Source organism: Streptomyces gardneri (assembly GCF_006539185.1).
Taxonomy (GTDB): Bacteria; Actinomycetota; Actinomycetes; order Streptomycetales; family Streptomycetaceae; genus Streptomyces; species Streptomyces gardneri.
Window position 1 is genome coordinate 1 of sequence record NZ_BJMN01000035.1, and the last position, 22090, is coordinate 22090.

At 73.2% G+C, this 22090-nt stretch carries 24 protein-coding genes and 1 riboswitch; of the genes, 9 read left to right on the forward strand and 15 right to left on the reverse strand.

What is annotated here, in order from left to right; translation table 11 throughout:
• Positions 1-17: 17 nt before the first annotated feature.
• The 6 genes from SGA01_RS25785 to SGA01_RS25810 all read right to left on the reverse strand — a co-directional run bounded on the left by SGA01_RS25785 (position 18) and on the right by SGA01_RS25810 (position 5374).
• Positions 18-590, reverse strand: coding sequence for a GAF domain-containing protein (locus SGA01_RS25785; RefSeq protein WP_055640418.1), 573 nt, complete (start codon positions 588-590; stop codon positions 18-20).
• A complete protein-coding gene (locus SGA01_RS25790) occupies positions 587-1210 on the reverse strand; it encodes a GTP-binding protein (RefSeq protein ID WP_055640419.1) in 624 nt (207 codons plus the stop codon). The genes SGA01_RS25785 and SGA01_RS25790 overlap by 4 nt, the downstream gene beginning before the upstream one ends.
• On the reverse strand, positions 1188-1565 hold the full coding sequence (locus SGA01_RS25795) for a DUF742 domain-containing protein (RefSeq protein ID WP_371866153.1): 378 nt from the start codon (positions 1563-1565) through the stop codon (positions 1188-1190). The genes SGA01_RS25790 and SGA01_RS25795 overlap by 23 nt, the downstream gene beginning before the upstream one ends.
• Positions 1562-2002 (reverse strand): roadblock/LC7 domain-containing protein, encoded by a 441-nt coding sequence (locus SGA01_RS25800; protein WP_055640421.1) that lies wholly within the window; start codon positions 2000-2002, stop codon positions 1562-1564. Before SGA01_RS25800 ends, SGA01_RS25795 begins: the two co-directional genes overlap by 4 nt.
• Positions 2003-2009: 7 nt before the next feature.
• A complete protein-coding gene (locus SGA01_RS25805) occupies positions 2010-3917 on the reverse strand; it encodes a sensor histidine kinase (RefSeq protein ID WP_141298873.1) in 1908 nt (635 codons plus the stop codon).
• A gap of 422 nt (positions 3918-4339) precedes the next feature.
• Entirely contained in the window at positions 4340-5374 is a 1035-nt protein-coding gene (locus SGA01_RS25810) for a LysR family transcriptional regulator (RefSeq protein ID WP_141298875.1), read from the reverse strand.
• 79 nt (positions 5375-5453) lie between these two features.
• On the opposite strand from SGA01_RS25810, the gene SGA01_RS25815 reads away from it, so the two are divergent.
• A complete protein-coding gene (locus SGA01_RS25815) occupies positions 5454-6206 on the forward strand; it encodes an SCO6745 family protein (RefSeq protein WP_141298877.1) in 753 nt (250 codons plus the stop codon).
• Between the two features lie 84 nt (positions 6207-6290).
• Here SGA01_RS25815 and SGA01_RS25820 read toward each other — a convergent pair whose 3' ends face one another.
• From SGA01_RS25820 to SGA01_RS25830, 3 genes are all read right to left on the reverse strand, one after another.
• The gene (locus SGA01_RS25820) at positions 6291-6629 is read right to left on the reverse strand and encodes a thioredoxin family protein (protein WP_141298879.1); all 339 of its coding nucleotides are present in this window, start codon (positions 6627-6629) and stop codon (positions 6291-6293) included.
• The gene (locus SGA01_RS41180) at positions 6601-7260 is read right to left on the reverse strand and encodes a hypothetical protein (protein WP_167534178.1); all 660 of its coding nucleotides are present in this window, start codon (positions 7258-7260) and stop codon (positions 6601-6603) included. The genes SGA01_RS25820 and SGA01_RS41180 overlap by 29 nt, the downstream gene beginning before the upstream one ends.
• 169 nt (positions 7261-7429) lie before the next feature.
• Positions 7430-8629 carry an MBL fold metallo-hydrolase gene (locus tag SGA01_RS25830; RefSeq protein ID WP_141298883.1) on the reverse strand — a complete coding sequence of 400 codons (1200 nt, stop codon included), beginning with the start codon at positions 8627-8629 and terminating at the stop codon, positions 7430-7432.
• 120 nt (positions 8630-8749) lie between these two features.
• Here SGA01_RS25830 and SGA01_RS25835 point away from each other — a divergent pair, with 120 nt between their 5' ends.
• Positions 8750-9928, forward strand: coding sequence for a glutamate dehydrogenase (locus tag SGA01_RS25835; protein ID WP_141298885.1), 1179 nt, complete (start codon positions 8750-8752; stop codon positions 9926-9928).
• Between the two features lie 71 nt (positions 9929-9999).
• Positions 10000-10734 carry a TetR/AcrR family transcriptional regulator gene (locus SGA01_RS25840; RefSeq protein ID WP_141298887.1) on the forward strand — a complete coding sequence of 245 codons (735 nt, stop codon included), beginning with the start codon at positions 10000-10002 and terminating at the stop codon, positions 10732-10734.
• A 2-nt stretch (positions 10735-10736) separates the two neighbouring features.
• Here the strand turns inward: SGA01_RS25840 and SGA01_RS25845 are convergent, their stop codons facing one another.
• The 3 genes from SGA01_RS25845 to SGA01_RS25855 all read right to left on the reverse strand — a co-directional run bounded on the left by SGA01_RS25845 (position 10737) and on the right by SGA01_RS25855 (position 13147).
• Complete coding sequence (locus tag SGA01_RS25845; protein WP_268257669.1) at positions 10737-11594, reverse strand: SIMPL domain-containing protein; 858 nt, start codon at positions 11592-11594, stop codon at positions 10737-10739.
• A gap of 139 nt (positions 11595-11733) precedes the next feature.
• Entirely contained in the window at positions 11734-12792 is a 1059-nt protein-coding gene (locus SGA01_RS25850) for a DUF6745 domain-containing protein (protein WP_141298889.1), read from the reverse strand.
• A gap of 28 nt (positions 12793-12820) precedes the next feature.
• Complete coding sequence (locus SGA01_RS25855) at positions 12821-13147, reverse strand: DUF8820 family protein (protein WP_141298891.1); 327 nt, start codon at positions 13145-13147, stop codon at positions 12821-12823.
• A gap of 177 nt (positions 13148-13324) precedes the next feature.
• Between SGA01_RS25855 and SGA01_RS25860 the strand changes: the two genes are divergently transcribed.
• From SGA01_RS25860 to SGA01_RS25880, 5 genes are read left to right on the forward strand one after another with little or no spacing between them, the layout of a single operon-like run.
• Complete coding sequence (locus SGA01_RS25860) at positions 13325-14308, forward strand: STM4015 family protein (RefSeq protein ID WP_141298893.1); 984 nt, start codon at positions 13325-13327, stop codon at positions 14306-14308.
• The gene (locus tag SGA01_RS25865; RefSeq protein ID WP_174867494.1) at positions 14305-15480 is read left to right on the forward strand and encodes an STM4014 family protein; all 1176 of its coding nucleotides are present in this window, start codon (positions 14305-14307) and stop codon (positions 15478-15480) included. Before SGA01_RS25860 ends, SGA01_RS25865 begins: the two co-directional genes overlap by 4 nt.
• Positions 15481-15491: 11 nt before the next feature.
• On the forward strand, positions 15492-16313 hold the full coding sequence (locus tag SGA01_RS25870) for an STM4013/SEN3800 family hydrolase (protein WP_141299050.1): 822 nt from the start codon (positions 15492-15494) through the stop codon (positions 16311-16313).
• Entirely contained in the window at positions 16310-17659 is a 1350-nt protein-coding gene (locus tag SGA01_RS25875) for an STM4012 family radical SAM protein (protein ID WP_141298895.1), read from the forward strand. Before SGA01_RS25870 ends, SGA01_RS25875 begins: the two co-directional genes overlap by 4 nt.
• Before the next feature lie 9 nt (positions 17660-17668).
• Positions 17669-18550, forward strand: coding sequence for an STM4011 family radical SAM protein (locus SGA01_RS25880; RefSeq protein WP_141298897.1), 882 nt, complete (start codon positions 17669-17671; stop codon positions 18548-18550).
• On the opposite strand, the gene SGA01_RS25885 is transcribed toward SGA01_RS25880, so the two are convergent.
• Both SGA01_RS25885 and SGA01_RS25890 read right to left on the reverse strand, forming a co-directional pair.
• Positions 18537-19331 carry an SGNH/GDSL hydrolase family protein gene (locus tag SGA01_RS25885; RefSeq protein ID WP_055640432.1) on the reverse strand — a complete coding sequence of 265 codons (795 nt, stop codon included), beginning with the start codon at positions 19329-19331 and terminating at the stop codon, positions 18537-18539. The two genes, SGA01_RS25880 and SGA01_RS25885, sit on opposite strands and share 14 nt — an antisense overlap.
• A 162-nt stretch (positions 19332-19493) precedes the next feature.
• Positions 19494-20513 (reverse strand): M23 family metallopeptidase, encoded by a 1020-nt coding sequence (locus SGA01_RS25890; protein WP_141298899.1) that lies wholly within the window; start codon positions 20511-20513, stop codon positions 19494-19496.
• A gap of 4 nt (positions 20514-20517) precedes the next feature.
• Positions 20518-20680: riboswitch (cyclic di-AMP (ydaO/yuaA leader) on the reverse strand.
• Positions 20681-21068: 388 nt separating this feature from the next.
• Between SGA01_RS25890 and SGA01_RS25895 the strand changes: the two genes are divergently transcribed.
• A complete protein-coding gene (locus tag SGA01_RS25895; protein ID WP_167534179.1) occupies positions 21069-21890 on the forward strand; it encodes a tyrosine-protein phosphatase in 822 nt (273 codons plus the stop codon).
• Positions 21891-21925: 35 nt separating this feature from the next.
• Here the strand turns inward: SGA01_RS25895 and SGA01_RS41185 are convergent, their stop codons facing one another.
• Positions 21926-22081 (reverse strand): DUF6126 family protein, encoded by a 156-nt coding sequence (locus SGA01_RS41185; protein WP_167534180.1) that lies wholly within the window; start codon positions 22079-22081, stop codon positions 21926-21928.
• Positions 22082-22090: the final 9 nt, after the last annotated feature.

A 22090-nucleotide genomic window follows, 5' to 3' on the forward strand; every position in this document is an offset into this window, starting at 1 on the left:
TCTTCTGTCCGTACGGATCAGAACATGCTGTCCTCGCGGCGGTGGATCTGCTCCACCAGCTCCGCCGCCATCGCCTTGATCGTCTCCAGACCGGCGCGCCCCCACGGCCGGACGTCGGTGTCGACCACGCAGATCGTGCCCAGCGCGATGCCGGAGCGGTCGATCAGCGGCGCCCCCATGTAGGAGCGGATCCCGATCTCGTCGACGACCGGGTTCCCCGCGAAGCGCGGGTAGTCGCAGACATCCTCCAGGACGAGCGCCTTGCGCCGGACCACCACGTGTGGGCAGTAGCCGTGGTCGCGGGCCATGTAGCGGCCGACGCCACCGGTGTTCGCCGCGGCGGCGCCCAGGTCACTGCCCGAGTGGGTGCCCTCGGGGGTGTGCAGGCCGGCGAAGAACTGCCGGTTCTCGTCGATGAAGTTGACCATCGAGAACGGCGCCCCGGTCACGTCCGCGAGCCGGTGGGCGAACTCGTCGAACGCAGCGTCCGGCCGCTCCCCGAGCCCGAGTTCACGCAGCCGCTGCACCCGCGCGGGTGCGTCCTTGTCGATGGGGGTCAGCAGGAGATGACCGGTCGGGTCGTAGGTCATGGCGTGGCTCCGAAGCTCGGCACGGCGGCCGGGATGTTGGTGATCAGATGCTGGACGAGGGTCAGCAGGGTGCGGATGCCGGAGCTGGAGATCCGGGCGTCGCAGACGACGACCGGCACATCCGGCCTGAGGTCGAGCGCGGCCCGCACCTCGTCCGGCTCGTAGCGGTAGGCACCGTCGAACTCGTTGACCGCCACGACGAACCGGATGCCCCGCCGTTCGAAGAAGTCCACGGCGGAGAAACACTCCTGGAGCCTGCGGGTGTCGGCGAGGACGACCGCGCCGAGCGCTCCCTCGGAGAGCTCGTCCCACATGAACCAGAAGCGCTCCTGCCCGGGGGTGCCGAACAGGTACAGCACATGGCGGTCGTCGAGCGTCATCCGCCCGAAGTCCATGGCCACGGTGGTCGTGGTCTTGGACTCCACGCCCTCCAGGCTGTCGGTGGCCGCGCTGACCGAGGTCAGCAGCTCCTCGGTGCTGAGCGGTTCGATCTCGCTGACCGCGCCCACGAAGGTCGTCTTGCCCACGCCGAACCCGCCCGCCACGAGGATCTTGAGCGCGGTGGGGAAGGGGTCGGTCGCGAAACTCTCGTGGCGCTCAGAGCCGTTGTCGTAGGCCATCGAGCACTGCCTCCAGCAAGGAACGGTCGGTTGGGTTGGCGTGGAACCGGGGGGCCCTGGCGGTGAGCGCCCCGCAGTCCACGAGGTCGGAGAGCAGGACCTTGGTGACGACGGCCGGCAGCCGTAAGTGCGCCGCGATCTCGGCCACCGAGGTGGGCCCGTCGCACAGCCCGAGTGCCAGGCTGTGCTCGGGGCCCATGTGGGCCTGCGGGATCGAGCCGGTCGCCATCACCATCGAGAGCAGGTCCAGCGTGGTGCTGGGCTTGGTCCGGCCGCCGCTCACGGTGTACGGCCGGATCAACCGGCCCGCCGCGTCGTCGAGCCAGGGCCCTTCCTTATGGGATGTCACGTTCACTGCCCGATGCCGATGCCACCTGCCGCGCCTGCCGCCTGCCGGGCCGGCGTGATCAGGTACGGACGGACGCTCTTGACGAGCATCGCCATCTCGTAGCCCAGCACGGCCGCGTCCGCCTCGCGCCCGGCGAGGACGGCCAGGCAGGTGCCCGAACCGGCGGTGGAGACGAACAGGAGCGTGGAGTCGAGCTCCACGACCACCTGTCGGACCTCACCGCCGTCGCCGAAGCGGGCGCCCGCGCTCCGGCCGAGCGAGTACAGGCCGGAGGCCAGGGCCGCCATGTGGTCGGCGGCGTCGGGGTCGAGACCGTGGACGGATTTCACGAGGCCGTCGGAGGAGAGCAGAACGGCGTTGCGGGTGTACGGGACCCGCTGGACCAGTCCGCTCAGCAGCCAGTCGAGATCCGAGGAATGGCCGGTCGGCACATTGCTCGCCATGGTGCATCTACTCCTTGTGCGCGTCGCCTGGACGCAGCGGTTCGTGGGGGGCGGGCTGGGATTCGGCAAGGCCGATTCCGCGCTGGAAGGCGGCCATCAGACCGGGGTCGTGCAGGGCGTGGTCCTCGGGCTTGCGGGCCACGGGCTCGTCGCGCAGCTGCGGGACGAGGTGCTCCTGCGCGCGGCGCTTCGGGAGGACGGGCCGGCCGGAGGGCTCGGACCGAGAGGCCACGGGCGCCGGGGGCAGCAGGGGGGCCTGGTGCTCGGCGCCGAGCGACTGCACCGGTATCGAGGGGGTGGAACCGGTGTCCGCGTGGCCGTTGAGGTGGCCGTTCAGGTGCGTGCTCGTACCGGGGTACGCGAGCGGGTCGGCCGACGGAGCCTCCTCGTGACGGGCGACGATCCGCTCCGGGGAGGGCGCGGGCCGGGGCGCGGACGCGGCCATCGGCATGGAGCCCTGGGCGTGCGCCGGGACCTGGACCGGGGTCGGAGCGTGGACCGGTGCCGGTGCGTGGACCGGCTCGGGGGCGTGGACCGGCTCCGGCGCCTGTGCCTGCGGGGACGGGGGCTGGGGCTGCATCTGCACCTGGCCCTGCGGGACCGCCGTGGAGCCGACGGCCGCGGCGGCCTGGCGCTCGTGCTGTGCCAGGCCCTCGGGGTCGGCGCCGAGGAGGCCCTGCGGCAGGACGAGGACGGCCTGGACGCCGCCGTAGATGTTCGACTGGAGGCGTACGGCGATGCCGTGGCGGCGCGCGAGCGCCGAGACGACGAAGAGGCCGATGCGGCCGTCCTGGAGCAGATGCGCGACGTTGACCTGGTCGGGGTCCGAGAGCAGGGCGTTCATCTTGTTCTGCTCGGTGACGGGCATGCCCAGGCCGCGGTCCTCGACCTCGATCGCGAGGCCGGCCGTGACGTACTGGGCGCGCAGCAGCACCGTGGTGTGCGGGGCGGAGAACAGCGTCGCGTTCTCGACGAGTTCGGCGAGGAGGTGGATGACGTCGGCCACGGCATGGCCCCGGAGCGTACCGTCGATCGGCGGTACGAGCTTCACGCGCGGGTACTGCTCGACCTCGGCGATCGAGGAGCGCAGCACCTCGGTCATGGTGACCGGGTTCGACCACTGGCGGCGGGAGATGGCGCCGCCGAGCACGGCGAGGTTCTCGGCGTGCCGGCGGATGCGGGTGGCCAGGTGGTCGACGTGGAACAGGCCCTTGAGCAGCTCAGGGTCCTCGACCTCGTTCTCCAGCTCGTCGAGGAGCTGGATCTCGCGGTGGACGAGGGACTGCAGGCGCCGGGCGAGGTTGACGAAGACCTCGACCTTCTGTTCGTTGCCGACGCTGCTGGAGAGTCGGGACGCCTGGACGACGGCCGCCACGGCGGCCTCGTGCGAGCGGTTCAACTCCTGTGACAGCAGGTCGAATTCGTCGCCTGCGGCGGGGCCGGACGAGAGCGCGGGACGGGGCGGGAGCCCCTCTCCCCTGCGCAACTGTTCGACGATCGTACGCAGTTCGCTCTGGCCGCGGGCGCTGGAGCGGCGCAGGGCGTTACAGCGGTCCAGGACCGCCTTGGCCGCCCGGTCGGCGCCGAGCGCCGCGGCGGTCACGGAGGCGACGGTGAGGGCGGCCGCACCGGTCAGCGCGGCCCAGAGGCCGGGCGTGGGGCTGGCTCCCGTGGAGCGGATGGTGAAGAGGACGGCCGCCGCGCCGCCCAGTGCCACCGCGACGGCGGGGAGCACGGAGGTGCGCAGGAGTTGGGGGCGTATGCGGGCTTCCGTCGGGAGCGGCGCGGGCGTCTGCGACGCCGGGGGGGTGCCGGGTGTGCCGGGGGTGCCGGGGGCGGAGCGGGCGCCCGACCGGCCGTGCCGCCCGCCCTCGCGTCGATCGGACCGCGAGGCGGGTGCGCGAAGTTGAGACATGAGTGTCCTTGGTACGTGCCCAGGAATCGGCGTACTGCGGGGTACAGGGGGCGGACTTCGGAGTGCTTCGGACGAGTCGTTCAGGGGGTCGTTCGGGGGTGCTGTGCGGGGGTGTCGTGCGCGGAGTACTACGAGGGTGGGATGAGCCTACCGATGATCACCAACCACACACTGTAGTCGTCAACCGTTCATGTGCGGTGCGCAGTTGGCAAACTTACCCGTAGAGCGACCCGGTCTGGTATCGCCGTTCGCACGACAGGCCGAGAACCCTCTGGCCGAAACTCGACGGCTCTGTTCCGTCGGACCGGCGAGCGGCAGGAACGGAAGAGGGCGGAGGCGCTCGCGCACCCCCGCCCTCTGCGGAAACGGCCTCCCACCGGAATCCCCCGGAGGCGGCGCGGACCCGTCCGTCCGCACAGCCGTCATGGCGTACGGACGCCCTCCGGCACCCCGCGACCGGCGTCGCCGCCGGGTTCCCCGGGCATCCGTCCGCTACCCGGATTCGCGTTCGCGCCGGTTGCGGCACCACGCCGCTCGTGACCGTCGGTGAGAGCGGAACCGTCCCGGACTCCGCGCGCGGCCGTCCGCAGTGCGGCGACGACGGCGGCCGTCGTGGGGTCCGCGCTCTCGGTCCGACGCGTCGCGGCGAACAGCCGGCGAACGATCGGGCGATCCTCGATGGACGCGGTGCGGATTCCGGGTGCGTCCGGGTCGACGGCCGTCCGGGGGACGAGCGCGGTGGCGAGGCCGGCGCGCGCGAGGGCGAGCTGGGCGGAGATGTCGGCGGTGACGTAACGCGCCGCGGGTTCGAAGCCGGCCTGGCGGCAGGCCTGCAGGACGGCCTGCCCGCAGTCCGTGCCGGATGGTGGCACGGCGAGGCTGTGGGTGGCGAGTTCCCGCAGGGCGAGTGGCCGCTCCCCGATCCGGTCCGCCGCCGTGACGACGAGCAGCGGATCGTCGAGCAGCGGCGAGATCTCGACGCCCTGGGGGGTGGCTTCCGGCAGGTGGTGGTAGCGCTGCCCCAGGACGACGTCGACGGTGCCGAGCGCCAGTTCCCGTAGCTGCGCCTGGTCGGTGACGAGACAGGTCACGGTGAGCAGAGGGTGCTGCGCCCCCAGCGCGGTCAGCGCGGGGGCCACGATGCGGGAAACGGTCGACGGCAGGGCGGCGAGGGTCGTGGCGGTGCCCACGCTGCCCTTGACCGCGGCGACGGCGCTCTCGGCCTCCCGCACGGCGGCGAGGATCCGGTCGGCGTGTTCGACGAGGACCCGGCCGGCCTCGGTCAGCGTCACGGTGCGTCCGTCGGGGCGCAGGAGGTCGACGCCCACGTCGTTGCGCAGTGCGGCCAGCTGCTGGGACACGGCCCCGGCGGTCAGGTCGAGCGAGTGGGCGGCCGCGGTGATGGAGCCCCGGGCGGCGACGGTCCTGAGCATGTTCAGGCGGCGGACATCCAGCATGAATCGATAGATTACCTAAAGGGTCCCGTCAGGAATCATCCTCTTGACCTGCTGGGTCACGGTGGGCGACCTTCGGCGCATGGAGATCATCGACTGCGTCACCTCGGTCGCCCGCCCCATCCACGACTTCGGCGACGAGTTCATGTCCGACGAAGCGACCGCCGCCGTGGGTCTGCGCGCCGGCTTCCCCCCGGGCCGCGCCTTCTACTGCCGCGGCCGGTTCGGCGTGCTCGGCGAAGCACCGGAGGAGGTGGTCCGGTCGGTCCAGGGGTTCCTCGGCCCCGGCCTGGTCACCGCGGGCTGGCGGGCGGGGCGAGCCGTGATGCCGGCGGCGGAGGCCGCCGCGTGCTACGCGGGTGCCGTCCGGCAGTGGGGGCGCGCGCACATTCCCGCCGACGTCGACGTGGAGCACTTCAACCACCTGGCGCACCGGCTGATCGAGGCCGCGGACGGCGACGCGCTGCCCCTGTTCGCCGGCTGGCGCGCTCAGCCCTGCCCCGACAACGACCCGGTCGGCGCGGCCATGCAGCGCGTCCACGTCCTGCGGGAACATCGCGGCGCCTGCCACCTGGCGGCGGTGCGCATGTGCGGGTTGAGTGCGCGCACGGCCATGGTCGTCGACCTCGGCGTGGAGCAGGCGACCTCCTACGGCTGGGAGCGGCCGGAACCCGCCGCCGCGCAGGTGATTCCGCTGTGGCGACGCGCCGAACGGCTCACCGACGAGCTGCAGGCCCCCCTCTACGCCGCACTGACCGCCGGGGAACGCGCCGAGTTCGCCCGTCTCGTCGACGAACTGACCGCCTCCCCCGTCCCCCGCGGCCCGGGTGCGTGACGCCTGCCCCCGCGACGACACCGCCCGCGCCCGATGAGCCCGACCGGCGAGCTCGGGCGTCGGCGGCGGAAACGGTGCGGGGTCTCAGAGGTGGCCGTCCAGGATCCCCTCGAGCTCGGCGGTGGTCAGGGGCCCCGCGCCCTGGGCCACCACCTCTCCGTCCTTCAGCAGGACGCAGGACGGCGCACCGGCGATCCCGTATCGCTTGGTCGCGGCCGGACAGCGCGTCATGTCGGTACGGACGACCACCAGACGGCCCGCGTACCCGTCGGCGACGCCACCCACGACGAGATCCATCTCCCGACAGGGCTCGATCGCCTTGGGCCATGTCCCGATGAAGTACGCGAGGACCGGGGATCCGCTCATCCCGAGGATGAAATCGAACTCCGCGTCCTCACGTGGCTGGTGAACCCGCTTCGCCATGGAGGCTCCTGACCTCGTGTTCCGTCTTTGCCTCCCCATCATCTCCCGCCGCCCGGCCGCGACCCGGACCGCCGTCGTGCCGACGACCGGCGGCTTCGCCGCGAGCGGGCCCCAGCACCTCGGCGACGCGGTAGGCCAGGTTCCCCCAGGGACGGGGAGCGACGACCGGCACGCCGGCCGCCCGGGCCCGCGCGGCGAGCCACCGGCCGTACAGCACGCTGACGCGGGCGCGATGGCGCTGCGGTCCGGCGTCCGGCTCCCTGCTCAGGTAGTTGGCCGTCACCTGCGCCTCGTCGTCCTCGTGGAGGAAGACGGCACGGACCGGGCCTCCGGGCGTCGCCGGTCCCGGCAGGACGTAGTCCCCCTCCAGGATCACCGGGGTGTCGGTGCCCACATGGTTGGCCACCACCGCCTCGATCGCCGGCGCCAGCGCCTCGGCGATCGCGATCTGCCGCTCGACCACCGACTCGGGCGCCTGACCGGCGGCCTCCGGGTGAGTGCGCCAGAAGTGGACCTCCGGCAGGTGCTCGGGCAGGGTCACCGCGAGAAGCGCCTCCACGATGTCGTCGACCTCGACGACGGGGACGTCGTAACGTCGCGCCAAGGCCCGGCCGACACCGGTCTTCCCCATCCCCGACGCGCCCCCGACGACGAGCACCCGCCAGTCGGGAAGGGCCCGCGCCTCACCCGTTCCGCTCAGTGACAGCTGCGTCCGCTCTCCGGACCGCCCCGTCAGAGGCACGCGACCACGCGGTCCCGCGCCACGGCCACGGCCACGGCGGGACCGGTCCCGATCGACGTCACCGCTCTCCCGCCAGGTCGAGATCGTCGCTGCGCGTCTCGGCCGCGACCTCGGCGACACGGGGGCGGCGCCACGGGTGGGCGATCGGCCGGGACACCGAGGCCCACCACGGATCGCCGGGCAGCTTCCCCGCGGGCTCGAACGGCTCGCCGGGCCGGGGGAACGCCACCGCCTGGCCGGCCTCCTCGGCCGCGTCCTTCGTCCACTCCCCCGGCTCCGCCCACGGGTGCGGGGCGAGGTTGAAGGTGCCCCAGTGGATCGGCAGCAGCACGCCGGCCGCCGCACCGCCCTGGAGGTCCAGGTGGGCCCGAACGCCTTCCTCTGGCGTCATGTGGATGTCGGCCCAGAACTCCGAGTAGGCGCCGATCTGGATCATCGTGGCGTCGAAGGGACCGTGCGCCGCGCCGATGTCCTTGAAGCCGGAGAAGTAGCCGGTGTCCCCGCTGTGGAAGATCCGGTGCTCGGGGCCCTGGACGACCCAGGAGGCCCAGAGCGTGTGCTGGCGGTTGCGGATGCCCCGGCCGCAGAAGTGGCGTGCCGGGGTGGCCGTGAGCCGCAGCTCGCCGATCTCGGTGGACTCGTCCCAGTCCAGCTCGCGGAGGCGGGAGGGGGCCACGCCCCAGCGCTCCAGGTGCGCGCCGACGCCGAGCGGCACCGCGAAGATCGTGTCGGTGGTGGCGAGCGCCTTGATCGTCGGCAGGTCGAGGTGGTCGTAGTGGTCGTGCGAGATCACGACGACGTCGACCGGGCCCAGCGCGGCGAGCGGCGCGGGCACCGGGTGGAGCCGCTTGGGGCCGGCGAAGGGGAACGGCGAGCAGCGGTCTCCCCAGACGGGGTCGAAGAGGACCCGGTGCCCGTCGATCTCGGAGAGGACCCCGGAGTGCCCCATCCAGGTGAGGCGCAGCCCGGTGGCCGGCACCTTGGCCAGGTCCGCGACGGTGGTGGGGTGGACGGGGATCGTGCCGGTGGGGGCTCGGCGCGCGCGTCCTTCCTTCTCGAAGTAGATCTTGGCGAACTCCAGGGTGGAGCCCGAGGGCCCGCGGCGGGCCGGTTCGGGGTTCTGGAAGATCCCGTCCGCGAAGTTGGGCGAGCGGCGGATGCGGGCGAGGCGCTCGCCCGCGGGGTCCGCGCCGAAGGCCTCGGGGCGCAGCGCGCGCAGCCGGGCCCGTGGGGAACGGTCGGAGCCGGTACCGGTCACTGGACCTCCTGATCTCTGAGGGGGGTCGTTCCATTATGGGCGGCCCACGACCCGTACGGTCGGGGAGACCGGTCATACTGAATCGTTGTTCAGTAAGAGCCCCGCACGAGGAGACCCGCGATGAGCCCCACCCCGCTCCTGTCCGTCGACTGGACCGACCACGTGACCGGCCGCCGGGGCCATCTGGTCGTCGACCGGCTGGTGCGCGGGGTGGCCAGCGGCGGTCTGCGGATGCGCGAGGGGTGCACGGCGGCGGAGGTCGCCGGGCTCGCCCGCGGCATGACCATGAAGGAGGCCCTGCACTACGACCCCGCCGCGCGGTACGTCCCGCTGGGCGGCGCCAAGGGCGGCATCGACTGCGACCCCCGCTCCCCCGAGGCGTACGGCGTCCTCGTGCGGTACCTGCGCGCCATGCGGCCGTACATCGAGCGGTGCTGGACGACCGGGGAGGACCTGGGGCTGACCCAGGACCTGGTGGACCGGGCCGCCGCCGAGGCCGGGCTCGTCTCCTCCGTGCAGGCCGTTTACCCGCTCCTGGACGACGAGGCGACGGCGCGGAAGCGGCTCGCCGACGCGTTCGCGATCGAGGTGGACGGCATCGGGCTCGACGCCCTCGTCGGCGGTCTCGGAGTGGCGGAGTCCGTGCTCGTCGCCCTCGACCGGGCCGGTCGGGAGCGCGCCGGGACCCGGGTGTCGGTGCAGGGGATGGGCACGATGGGTGGGGCGACCGCCCGGTTCCTGGCCCGGGCCGGGCTGCGCGTGGTGGCCGTCGCCGACGTCCGGGGCACGATCGTGAACCCCGACGGCCTGGACGTCGAGGCACTGCTCGCCGCGCGCGACGACCACGGCACGGTCGACCGCGCGGCGCTGCGGCCCGGCGACCGGAAGGAACCGCGGGACGCCTGGCTCGCGGTCGACGCGGAGGTCCTGGTCCCGGCGGCCGTCTCGTACGCGATCGGCGCCGGGAACCAGGAGAGGATCACGGCCCGCTGGATCGCAGAGGCGGCCAACATGCCGGTCCTGCCGGAGGCCGAGGAGGCACTCGCCGCGCGCGGGGTGACCGTGCTGCCCGACGTGGTCGTGAACTCGTGCACCAACGCCTGGTGGTGGTGGACACTCTTCGGTGACATCGAGGCCGACGCCGAGCAGGCCTTCGACCGGGTACGCCGGTCCATGCGCGAGCTGGTGGGCGGCATGCTCGACCGGGCCGCGACGGACGGCACGAGCCCCCGCGCGGCGGCGCACGCGCTGGTCGCGGAGCGGCTGCCGGTGATCGCCGAGCGCTACGGCTGGTACTGAGCGCTCCGGCCGGTGTTCGGCCCGGCCGTAGATGATCATGCCTTTGTCATGTGCTGTGTAGGCTGCTCCGCGTGGCGAGAGTGCGGTTGAGCGTGGCGGAGCGGCGGGAGGAGCTGCTGCGGGCCGCCGTCGACCAGATCGAGGCCCGGGGCGTCACCGCCGTCCGGATCTCCGACGTGGCTTCGGCACTCGGCGTGAGCAACGCCCTGGTGCTCTACCACTTCTCCACCAAGGAACAGCTGGTGGCAGCCGCCTTCTCGCATGCGGCCGAGGGCGACCTCGCCCGCCTGCGCCAACTGCTCGGCCGGCGCTCCACGGCGGAACGCCGACTGCGCGCAGCCGTCCGCTGGTACGCGCCGACGGGGCAGGCCAAGGGCTGGCGGCTGTGGATCGAGGGGTGGGCCGCCTCGCTGCGCGACCCCGGGCTGCGCGAGGTCGCCGCCTCGCTGGACCGGGAGTGGAAGGCGGCACTGGCCCGGGTGATCGCGGAGGGGGTGGAGGCCGGCGAGTTCCGCTGTGCCGACCCGACCGCGGCGGCCTGGCGGCTCACCGCGTTCCTCGACGGGCTCGCCGTGCAGACGACGGCGTACACCGGCTCCCTCCCGCGCGCCACGCTGCTGCGCTGGGCGGACGCCGCCCTCGCCCGGGAACTCGGCCTGCCCGAGGAGACGGTGGGCGGCGCCCTCGCGGCCGCGCCGGGCGCGGCCGGTCCACACGAGGAGAACGGCGAGGACGACGAGGACGAGGCGAACGGGGGAACCGGGGAGAACGGCCAGGACGGGGCGGCGGGACCGCCCGGCTCCTAGCCTCAGACCAGCTCGAAGACCGCCGAGACGGTGACCTGCTCCTCGATCTCGCCGGGAGCCAGCGGGACACCCGGCTCGTCCGCGGGCATCGAGGGGACGGCGCCGTGGCCGGGGCGTACCGAGTCGCCCTCGCTGAGCGAGACCAGCCGGCCGAGTCGGTGTCCGCTGAGCCGCGCGTGCTGCGAGGCCTTCTCGTACGCGTCCTGGAAGGCGGCCTCACGCGCCTTCACCCGCAGCGCCGAGGGGTCGGCGACGTCGAAGACGACGCCGTTGGTCCGGCCCGCGTCCCCCGTGGCGTCGTTGACCGCGCCGATGACCTGCCCGGTCCTGTCGAGGTCGCGGACCTTCACGGAGAAGGACTGACCGGCCTGGTACCCGGTCACCTTGCTCTCCCCCTGCGTGTTCTGCGTGTACACCGGAGACAGCGAGAGGCTGTCGGTCCGGATGTCCCGGTCGGCGATCCCCTCCTTGCGCACCACCTCCAGCAGGGCCTTGGCAGCGGTGCTCTGCGCGGCCATGGCCTCCTTCGCCGTCTTACGGGTCGCCTCGACCCCGACGGACAGGATCGCCAGATCCGGTGCGGCGGCCGCCCGGCCGCTCCCGGTGACACTCACGGTGGCGGGCGCGGCCTCCTGGGCGGTGGTGCGGAGGGCGGTCCGCTCGGGCGCGGCGGCCAGGGCGGGGCCGGCCGTACCGACGAGCAGCCCGCCGAGCACGGCGGTGGCGGCGAACAGACGGGCGGCGCGGGCGGTCGTCGAGGCACGGGCGGTCGTCGAGGGACGAGCGGTGGAGGTGCGGGCGGTCGTCGGGGCATGGGCGGTCGTGGAAGTGCAGGCGGTCCGGGGCTGGCTGGTCGTCACAGGCGGTCCCTTCGGGGGTGGGTGCCGGGGCTCCGGCGGGCACATCCCAGCACCCGACACCGCCGCCTCCCGCACGCCACTCCTGACCGGCCGCGCCCTTCACCTCTCCGTACCAGCCGTGCCCTGGCCCCGTGCCCGCTCAGGTCTGGACGAGCGGCTCGTACGCCTCGGCGGCGAGTCCGAAGGTCCAGGCCACGCCCTCCCGGGCGGTCCGGGTCGAGGGCGGCACCCGCAGCCAGTACGTGCGGTGGCTGCCGTCCGGTTCGGGCGTGGAGTTGACCACCTCGACCATCACCACGTCCTCGTCGTCGGCGAGTTCGACGCGCCACAGGACGCCCGTCTCGTCGCGGTGCTCGTGCCGGGCGCCGGACACCGCGAGGTAGCGGTCGTAGCCGTAGTACTCCAGCATCACGCGCCGCAGTTCGGCGTTCTCCTCCGCCCGTATCCGCTCGGGGGTGAGGTCGGCGAGACCGGCCAGGAAGTCGGCGGCGACCGGCATGCCCCGCCAGGCGTGGAGGGCGAAGCCGTCGGCGTAGGCGAGGGCCGGTCCGTCGCCGCGGTCGAGGCGGCCGGCCTCGTCCCGGTGGAGCTCGACGGGACGTTCGCAGACCACCGCGACGTTCTCGAAGGGCCACCACCAGCCCGCGTGCTCGGCGACGGCGGCGAGCCCCGCGAGCCGCTCGCCCCGCCCGTCGAAGGCGGCCAGCCAGGCGGCGTCGTGCTGGCCGAGCACCGCGTCGAGCAGCACGAGCCGCACGGCGGTCGCCTCCGGCCCGGACGCGCCGGCCCCCGTACCCGCGGCGGTCTCCTCCGCCGTGGCTCTGTCGACCGTGGCGGCCTCCGTCACCCCGGCCCGGATCCGCTCGGCGAGCGCCCGCGTGAGGTCCCAGAGGCCCGCGCCGGTCGCCTGCCAGTGCGCCGCCCAGCCGGCGGGGCCGAGCGCGTCGTGGAGGCGTCGCCGCTCCTCGGCCCAGGGCCGGGTGCGCACCTCGTCCCGTACCGAACGGCCCGGGTCCGTGAGCCCTCTGACGAGCGCGACGGCCGCGAGCGGCGAGTCCGCCCAGAGCACGCGTCCGGGCTCGGCGAGCCCCGCCGTGCGGTAGGCGAGCCGGACCCCGGCCTCGGCGGCGGCGCGGTCGGCCGGTCCGGTGGCCGCGGCGACGGCCCGCCACTTGTCCTGTGCGGTGGTGTGGTTCATGTCGGTGTCCCCCAGGTCTCTCTCTCGGTCAGTCCGCGACGATCCGGTAGGCGCCGGGCACGTACTCCCGCTGGCGCACCACCCGGTACCAGCCCTTGGGCAGCGGGATCGGAGCGTGTTCCTCGTGCACCACCCGGCCGCCCTCGGGCAGTTCGAGGAGCAGCGGGCCGAAGGGCCCCGGCTCCCGCACGAGTCGGCCGGGCCCCGGAATCGCGTGGGCATGTCCGGTCACCTCGCCGAGGGCGAGGACCAGGCGGCCCCTGGCGTCTCTCGGCTCCCCCGCCGCGGCCTTCGCCCGGGCCGGTACGGCCGTCTCGTCGACGGGCGCGATCAGCACGTCTCCCTGCCGGTACATGGCTCTCCCCTCCCCGTTCGGCATCGATCGGCCGAACACGAGAACGACGCTAGGGGCAGGGTCTGACAATCGCCCCTGGCCCGGTGGAGCGGCCCCGGCGAAGGGCGTTGTCGGTGCCGCTTGGTACAACTCTTGGCATCAGCCGACTCAACGTCATCCGTTGTCTGGAGCACTGTCATGACCATCGGGAAATACCAGCACGAGTTCCACGGCCTTCCCGTGTTCGACTTCCCGGGCGTGCTCGCAGACCCCGACGAGGGCACGACCGCGTCCACCGGGCTGCCCGACGCGGAAGCGGTCGCCTGGCGGATCTCCGCCCCGACGTACAGCGACCCCGGGGACGAGCACTGGGAGCCGCTCTTCGAGCGGTTCCTCAAGACGGTCGACGCGGAGCGGGTGCGCGCGCTGGTCGTCGGGGGCTGGGACGAGCCGTACGAGACCTCGTCCGCCTTCGTCGTCGCGGCGCTGGTCGCCGCCCGCGACCGGCTCACGGGCCTGCGGGCGGTGTTCCTCGGGGACATGACGGGTGAGGACTGCGAGATCTCGTGGATCGTGCAGTCCGATGTGACGCCGCTGCTCGCCGCCTACCCGGCGCTGCGGGAGTTCGGGGTGCGCGGGGGCACCGACCTGCTCTTCCCCCCGATCCGGCACGAGGGTCTGGAGACCCTGGCGGTCGAGACGGGCGGCCTGCCCGCCGCGGTCGTACGCGGGATCGTCGGCAGCGAGCTGCCCGCCCTGGAGAACCTCGAACTCTGGCTCGGAACCGACGAGTACGGCGGCGACGCGACCACCGAGGACCTGGCGCCGCTGCTCGCCGGGACGGGCTTCCCCGCCCTGCGCCGCCTGGGCCTGTGCAACAGCGTCATCCAGGACGCGATCGCCGCGGCCGTGGCCGGTGCCCCGGTCGTCGCCCGGATCGAGCGGCTCGACCTCTCCATGGGCGTGCTCACGGACGAGGGCGCGGCCGCCCTGCTCGACGGGCAGCCGCTGACCCACCTCACCCACCTCGACCTCTCCCACCACTACCTGTCGGAGGCGATGAGCGAGCGGGTGCGCGCCGCGCTCGTCCCGCACGGCGTGACGGTCGTCCTCGACGACGCCCAGGAGCCGGACGACGACGGTGACGGCGAGGTCTACCGGTACGTCGCGGTAGCCGAATGACCGACCGCCCGCGCCTTGTCGTCGTCGGTGATCCGGCGGGCCGCCGCGTCGCGTTCTTCCAGGACGCGCTGCGGGCCGCCGGGCTGCCCGGGGCGCGGGTGGTGTCCTGGCCGGACGTCCTGTGCGGCCGGGCGCGGTTCACCGCCGGCGAGACCGTGCGGCTGGACTCGCCCGGCGAGGACCCGGAGGCCGACCGGCTGCTGCGCGGGGTCGACGACCCGGCCCGGGTCGAGGGCTCCGGTCGCTGGTACGCCCGGTTCACCGCCGCCGTCGCGGGACTCGCGCAGACCGTCGGGGACGCGGGAGCCGCGCTCGTCGACGACCCCCGCGAGCTGGCGGTCCTCTTCGACAAGCGGCTGAGCCACGGCCGGCTGCGGGCGGCCGGTGTGCCGGTGCCCGAGTCGCCGACCTCGGGGCCCGCCGCCCCGGCCGTGGGCGGCTGGGCGGACCTCCGGTCGCTGCTCGACGCGGCCGGTCTCCGGCGGGTGTTCGTGAAGCTCGCGCACGGCTCCTCCGCCTCGGGAGTGCTCGCGGTGGAGACGAACGGCGCGGGCAGGATCCAGGCGACGACCTCGGTGGAGCGCGGCCCGGACGGGCGCCTCTTCAACTCCCTGCGGGTACGGCGCTACACGGGCGAGCGGGAGGTCGCCGCGATCGTGGACGCGCTCGCCCCCGACGGGCTGCACGTCGAGCGCTGGCTGCCGAAGGCCACGCAGGACGGCCGGGCCGCCGACCTGCGGGTGGTGGTGATCGACGGTCGGGCCACCCATGCCGTCGTGCGTACCAGCCGCTCCCCGATGACCAATCTGCACCTGGGGGGCGCCCGGGGCGACCTGGCCGCCGCCCGGGCCGCGATCGGCTCGGCGGGCGGGCGGTGGGAGGACGCGCTCGGCGTGTGCGAGCGGGCCGCCGCCGCCTTCCCCGGCACCCGGTGCGTGGGCGTCGACCTGCTTCCGGCCACCGGCTGGCGCCGCTTCGCGGTGGGCGAGGTCAACGCCTTCGGCGATCTGCTGCCCGGGCTCACGGGTCTGCCGGGCGGCACCGCCGAGGGCCTCGACACCTACGCGGCGCAGGTCGCCGCGCAGTTCCCCGAAGCCCGCACCGCACCCGCGGTCTCCCCCGCGGTCTCCCCCACGAAACGAACGAGCACCACAGGAACGAGCACCACGTGAACCAGCCCGACATGAACGCGATCGTCGGCAGCCACGATCTGCTCCTGGTCACCCTCGACACGCTGCGGTACGACGTGGCGGCCGAGCTGGCGGCCGAGGGGCGCATCCCGCATCTGGCCCGGCATCTGCCCGGCGGGGTCTGGGAGCGGCGGCACGCGCCCGGCAGCTTCACGTACGCCTCCCACCAGGCGATCTTCGCCGGCTTCCTGCCGACGCCGGACGCCCCGGGACCGCACCCACGGCTGTTCGCGGCCCGCTTCGCGGGCAGCGAGTCGACCGCCGACGGGACCTACGTCCACGACACCCCGGACCTGGTCTCGGCGCTCGCCGGCGAGGGTTACCGGACGGTCTGCGTCGGCGGGGTGGGCTTCTTCAACAACCAGCCGCCCCTCGGCTCCGTGCTTCCCGGCCTCTTCCAGGAGAGCCACTGGGAGCCGTCCTTCGGCGTCGCCTCCCCGACCTCCTTCGAGTCCCAGGTGACCCGCGCCGAGGAGGTCGTCGCCGCGCTCCCCCACGACCGGCGGCTCTTCCTCTTCGTCAACGTCTCCGCGCTGCACCAGCCCAACTGGTTCCACCTGCCGGGGGCGACCCGTGAGACCGGGGACTCCCGGGCCACCCACGCGGCGGCCCTCGAATACGTCGACCGGCACATCGGACGGCTCTTCGGCGCGATGAGCAGCCGGCGCCCCTGCTTCGCGATCGTCTGCTCGGACCACGGCACCGCGTACGGGGAGGACGGCCACACCGGGCACCGGCTCGGCCACGAGGTCGTGTGGACCGTGCCGTACGCGCAGTTCGAGCTGGCGGGCCCGGAGCGGAAGGCCTCGGCATGAGCGACCTCACCACCCCGCGGCCGTACCGCAGCTACGTCTACGCCTACCCGCACAAGACGGCGTACCGCCCGCTCCCCGACCCCGCGCCCTCCCTCTCCGCGCTCTGGCGGGACGAGCCGAAGGACGCACTGTCCCTCTACGCGCACATACCGTTCTGCGAGGTCCGCTGCGGCTTCTGCAACCTCTTCACCCGCATCGGCGCGCCCGACGAGCTGACCACCCGCTACCTCGACGCCCTCGACCGCCAGGCCACGACGGTCCGCGAGGCGCTCGGCGACGCGGCCCCGGTGCGGTTCGCCACGGCCGCGTTCGGCGGTGGCACGCCCACCTTCCTCACCGCCGACGAGCTGTCACGCCTGTGCGACATCGCCGAGAAACGGATGGGGGTCGATCTGCGGGCGGTGCCGCTCTCCGTCGAGACCTCCCCCGCGACCGCGACCGCCGACCGGCTCGCGGTCCTCTCCGAGCGGGGAGCGACGCGCCTCAGCATCGGGGTGCAGAGCTTCGTGGAGGCGGAGGCACGGGCAGCGGTCCGGCCGCAGCGCCGCGCGGACGTCGAGTCGGCCCTCGGTCGGATCCGGGACACCGGAGTCCCCGTCCTCAACATCGACCTCATCTACGGGATCGACGGGCAGACCGAGCGGTCCTGGCGCTCCTCGCTCGACGCGGCGCTCACCTGGCGCCCCGAGGAGCTGTACCTCTACCCGCTGTACGTCCGGCCGCTCACCGGCCTCGGCCGGATCTCCCCGGCGGACCGGGAGCGGGCCGACCGCGAGTGGGACGAGCGGCGACTGCGCCTCTACCGGTACGGCCGGGACCACCTCCTGGCCCATGGCTACGAGCAGGTGTCGATGCGGATGTTCCGGCGGACGGACGCCGCTCCCCTCGGCCCCGACGACTACGCGTGCCAGACGGACGGGATGATCGGCCTGGGCTGCGGCGCCCGCTCGTACACCTCGGCGCTGCACTACTCCTTCGACTACGCCGTCGACATGCGCGAGATCCGCTCGATCATCGACGCCTACACGGAGAGCGAGGACTTCTCCCGCGTCGAGGTGGGCCGGTGGGTCGACGCGGAGGAGGCCCGCCGCCGCCATCTGCTCCAGTCGCTCCTCCAGGCCGAGGGCATGCCGGTCGCCGGTTACGAGGAGCGGTTCGGCTCCTCGCCGTTCGCGGACTTCCCCGCGGAGCTGGCCCGGTTCGAGGCCCTCGGCTGGCTCGACGCGGACGCACCGGCGGGGCTGCTGCGGCTGTCGCCGGAGGGGCTCGCGTACTCGGACGGGCTCGGCCCGGAGCTGTTCTCGCCGGACGTGCGGGCCGCCATGGCCGCGTACGAGCCGAAGTAGGGGGCTGCCGTGGATCTGACGCTGCTCTACCGCGGCCCGCTCGCCTCCTGCGACTTCGACTGCCCCTACTGTCCCTTCGCCAAGCGCCGGGACAGCGGTGAGCAGCTGCGCGCGGACCGGGCCGCGCTCGACCGGTTCACCGAGTGGGCCACCGGGCAGACCGGCGACCGGCTGCGGATCCTCTTCACCCCGTGGGGCGAGGGCCTGGTGCGCTCCTGGTACCGGCGGGCGCTCGTCGACCTGTCACGGCTGCCGCATGTCGAGCGGGTGGCGATCCAGACCAATCTGAGCTGCCGGACCGACTGGCTGGCGGAGGCCGACCCGGAGACCGTCGCCCTCTGGTGCACGTACCACCCGGGCCAGACACCGTACGAGCGGTTCCTCGGCAAGTGCCGCGAGCTGGCGGACCGGGGCATCCGGTTCAGCGTGGGCGTGGTCGGCCTGCCCGAGCACCGGGAGGACGCCCGCCGGCTCCGCGCCGCGCTGCCGGCGCACGTCTACCTCTGGGTGAACGCCGCCGAGGGCCACACGTACACGGACGCGGAGGCCGAGGAGTGGACGGGGATCGATCCGCTCTTCCCGTACAGCAGACGGCCGCACCGCTCGGCTGGGCTGCCGTGCCGTACCGGCGAGTCGGTGATCTCGGTGGACGGCGAGGGGACGGTGCGGCGCTGCCACTTCGTCAAGGCCGAGCTGGGCAACCTCTACGACGGTTCCTACCGCTCCGCGCTGCGCCCCCGGGCCTGCCCCCTCGCCGTCTGCGACTGCCACATCGGCTACGTCCACCTGGAGACACTGCCGCTGTACGACGTGTTCGCCGGCGGGGTCCTGGAGCGGATCCCGGCCGGCGGCCCGCCGTCCCCCGGAGGGATGCTCCTCAGAGGGGCATGAGGTCGGGGCGCTTCGCCTCGACGTGGTCGCCCGAGCTCTCGCCGCGCAGCCTGCGCCCGATCCAGGGCACGAGGTACTCCTTGGCCCAGTGGATGTCGTCGCGGCGCACCTCCAGCGTGCCGCGCGGGGGGCGCGGCGGCCACGGCTGGTCCGGGTCGGCGGGCACCGGCAGGCCGATGACCTGGGCGGCGCGCAGGGCGACCCGGGTGTGGCCGTCGGGCGAGAGGTGCAGTCGGTCGTCGTCCCAGGCCCGCAGGTCCTGCACGGACTTGAGGGACCACAGGTCGAGGACCGGGCAGTCGTAGCGGTCCGCGATGGACCGGACGTGGGCGGTGTAGGTGGCGATCTTCCCGCGCAGGTGCTTGAGCACGGGGATGTCGCGGGTGTCGAAGCCGGTGGTCACCATCACGGTGCCGACGGCGGAGGTCAGGTCCGCGACGGCGCGCTCGAAGCGCTCGGCCACGTCGTCGGGGTCGGTGCCGGGCCGGATGATGTCGTTGCCGCCGGCACAGAAGGTCACCAGGTCGGGGGCGAGTTCCTTCGCCCGGGGGACCTGTTCCGCCACGATCTGGTCGAGCAGGCGTCCGCGTACGGCCAGGTTGGCGTAGCGGAAGTCGTCGTGCTCCGGCAGCTGGTCGGCGAGCAGGACCGCGAAGCGATCCGCCCAGCCGACGTACGTCCCGTCGGGCCCGGGGTCTCCGACGCCCTCGGTGAAGCTGTCACCGATCGCCGCGTACGACCCGAATGCGTTCTTGTCTCTTGATCTCGAATCGTCTGCCACGGGAGCACATCCTTCCCTTTCGGATGTGACCTACGCGACCGTAAGGAGGGGTTGACGACGGGTGACATATGCCACCGATAAAGAATGTGCCAAGCCGGAATAGACCGGGGTACACCGGTGGCCCGGCACAGGCGTGCCGGGCCACTCGGGTGACGGGGTGCGTCAGATGGAGACGCCGTGCTGGCGCAGGTAGGCCAGCGGGTCCAGGTCCGAGCCGTAGCTCGGCGAGCTGCGGATCTCGAAGTGCAGGTGCGGGCCGGTGGAGTTGCCGGTGGAGCCGGACAGGCCGATCTGCTGGCCGCCGCTCACGGACTGGCCGGAGGAGACGGAGAGGGAGGAGAGGTGGGCGTACTGCGAGTAGCTGCCGTCGGCGTGCTGGATGACGACCTCGTTGCCGTAGGCGCCGCTCCAGCCGGCCGAGACGACGTTGCCGGCGCCGACGGCGCGGACGGTCGTGCCGGAGGAGGCGATGAAGTCGACACCCGTGTGGTAGCCGGAGGACCACATGGAGCCGGAGGCGCGGTACGGGGTGGAGATGCCGCCGCTGACGGGGGCGACCCAGCCGGCCGAGGAGCCGGTGGACTGGGCGGCGGAAGAGGAGCCGGCGTCCGACTGCGCGGCGGCGGCCGGGGCGGAGGAGCGCTGGCTGCTGCGGGAGGCGCGGGTCTCGTCGGCGGAGCCCTGCGAGGAGTCGCTCTGCTTCGCGGCCTTCGGGGCGGCCTTGGCGGCGGCCTTCGGAGCCGCCTTCGGGGCGGCGGCCTTGGGCGCGGCGCTCTTCGGGGCGGCGGTGTTCTTCGCGCCGAGAGTGAGCTTCATGCCGGGCAGGATCAGCGAGGGGTTCTCGCCGACGACCTGGCGGTTGTCCGCGTAGAGCTTCTGCCAGCCGCCGGCGAGGTGGTGCTCGGTGGCGATCTTCGACAGGTAGTCGCCGCTGACGACGGAGTACGTCTTCGGCGCGGCCTTCACGGCGGCGGGCGCGGCCTGGAGGGCAGCGGGCGCCTTCGCCTGAGCGGCGGCGACGGCCTGAGCGGGGACGGCGGCCGGGGCGGCCAGCTCGGCGGCGTGGGCTCCGGTGGCGCCGAGGAGCGGCAGCGCGACGACGGCGCCTCCCGTTCCGGCGGCGACGAGTCCACGCGTGAGCGGGTTGATCCTGGGACGGCGGTGCTTACCCTTCGCGGGCATGGCGAATTCCTCTCCGGCGCCTACGAGGTGAGCTGTCGGGTTCGGACTGGAGATGCCCGGCCGCGTTCTCACGCGGCTTCACCCCGAGCCGTCCTGTTGTCGCGGGACCGGCGTACTTCCTGGGTCCCCCGCTCCTGCCACGCATGGGATGAGTGCGGATTCCGGACGGTGGCAGGATTCGGCGGTCCGACCGGATTGACGGTGACGCTAGACGAGCCGGGTCGGAGCGAACAAGCCGCAGATTTCCCCCGGCATTACACGGGCCGCATTCCGCACGGAATTCCAGTCACCCTCCGTCGATGACGGTCCCTCGAATTCCTTTTTCCGTACGGCAATTGGTCCGGGCCGTCGGCCACGGTCCGTCACTTCTATGACCCTGCTCACGCGGCACCCCCCATCTCACCTGCAAACAGGGCGCGTTCCGCCTAACGGTCCATTTCGGACAGATCGCCCATTCCCGTCCGAGGGGGTGCGCCGAACCCGCCCCACCTGGATGATTGCCCTAGGAACCGATCTCGCATCGGGCCCCCGAACGACGACCCCCCAGGAGCATCCGTGACGCAGCAGCTGCCGCAGGTCCCGCCCACCGAAGCGAACGAACCCGAGCTGGCCGAGGTCCGCAACTTCCGGGACGTGGGCGGCCTGCCGACGACGGACGGGCGTGCCGTGCGACCGGGCCGCCTCTTCCGCAGCGGCCACCTCGCCCACGCCACCGAGACCGACGCCGCCTTCCTCACCTCACTGGGCCTGCACACCGTCTTCGACTTCCGCAACGAGGCCGACCGCAAGGTCGAGGGCGCGGACGTCGAGCTCCCCGGCGTACGGAACGTGAACATCCCCCTCAACGACCCGGCCGACGGCAAGGAGTTCTGGAAGCTGGTGCGCGACGGCGACATAGCGCAGCTGCGGGAGATCCTGGGCGACGGCAAGGCGGCGACCCGAATGTCCGACTCGTACCGGAAGATGGTGGTCGAGCGGACCTCGGAGCACAGCCGGATCCTGCACTCCATGGCCGAGGAGAGCGTCCCGGCCCTGATGCACTGCGCGGCGGGCAAGGACCGCGCCGGTCTCTCCATCGCGATCACGCTGCTCGCCGTCGGCGTCGAGCGCGAGGCGATCGAGGCGGACTACGTGAAGTCGAACGACCCGCACCGCCGCTACAAGGTACGCCGCAGCTCCACCGCCGCGGACGCGATGTCGCCCGAGGTAATGGAGCTGCTGAGCCCGCTCTTCGACGCGCGGGTGGAGTATCTGCGAGCCGCCCTGGAGACGATCGAGGCGACCTGGGGCTCGGTGGAGACCTACCTGACGGAGGGGCTCAAGCTGGCCCCCGAGACCCGCGAGCGGCTGCGGGAGAGCCTGCTCACCGAGGCGTGACCCCGCCGGGTCAGGGCCTCTCCCGGCCCTGACCCCTACTGGTTCTGACCACCCAGCATGAAGAGCAGGTAGAGGAAGCCGGCGAAGAGGTGACCGGCGATCAGATAGGCGAAGAGGCGGAGCACGAGCCCCTTGGGGAACTTGCCTTCACCGCGCTCTTCGCCGGTGACCGGTGCGGACTTCTCGGACATGTCGGTCCT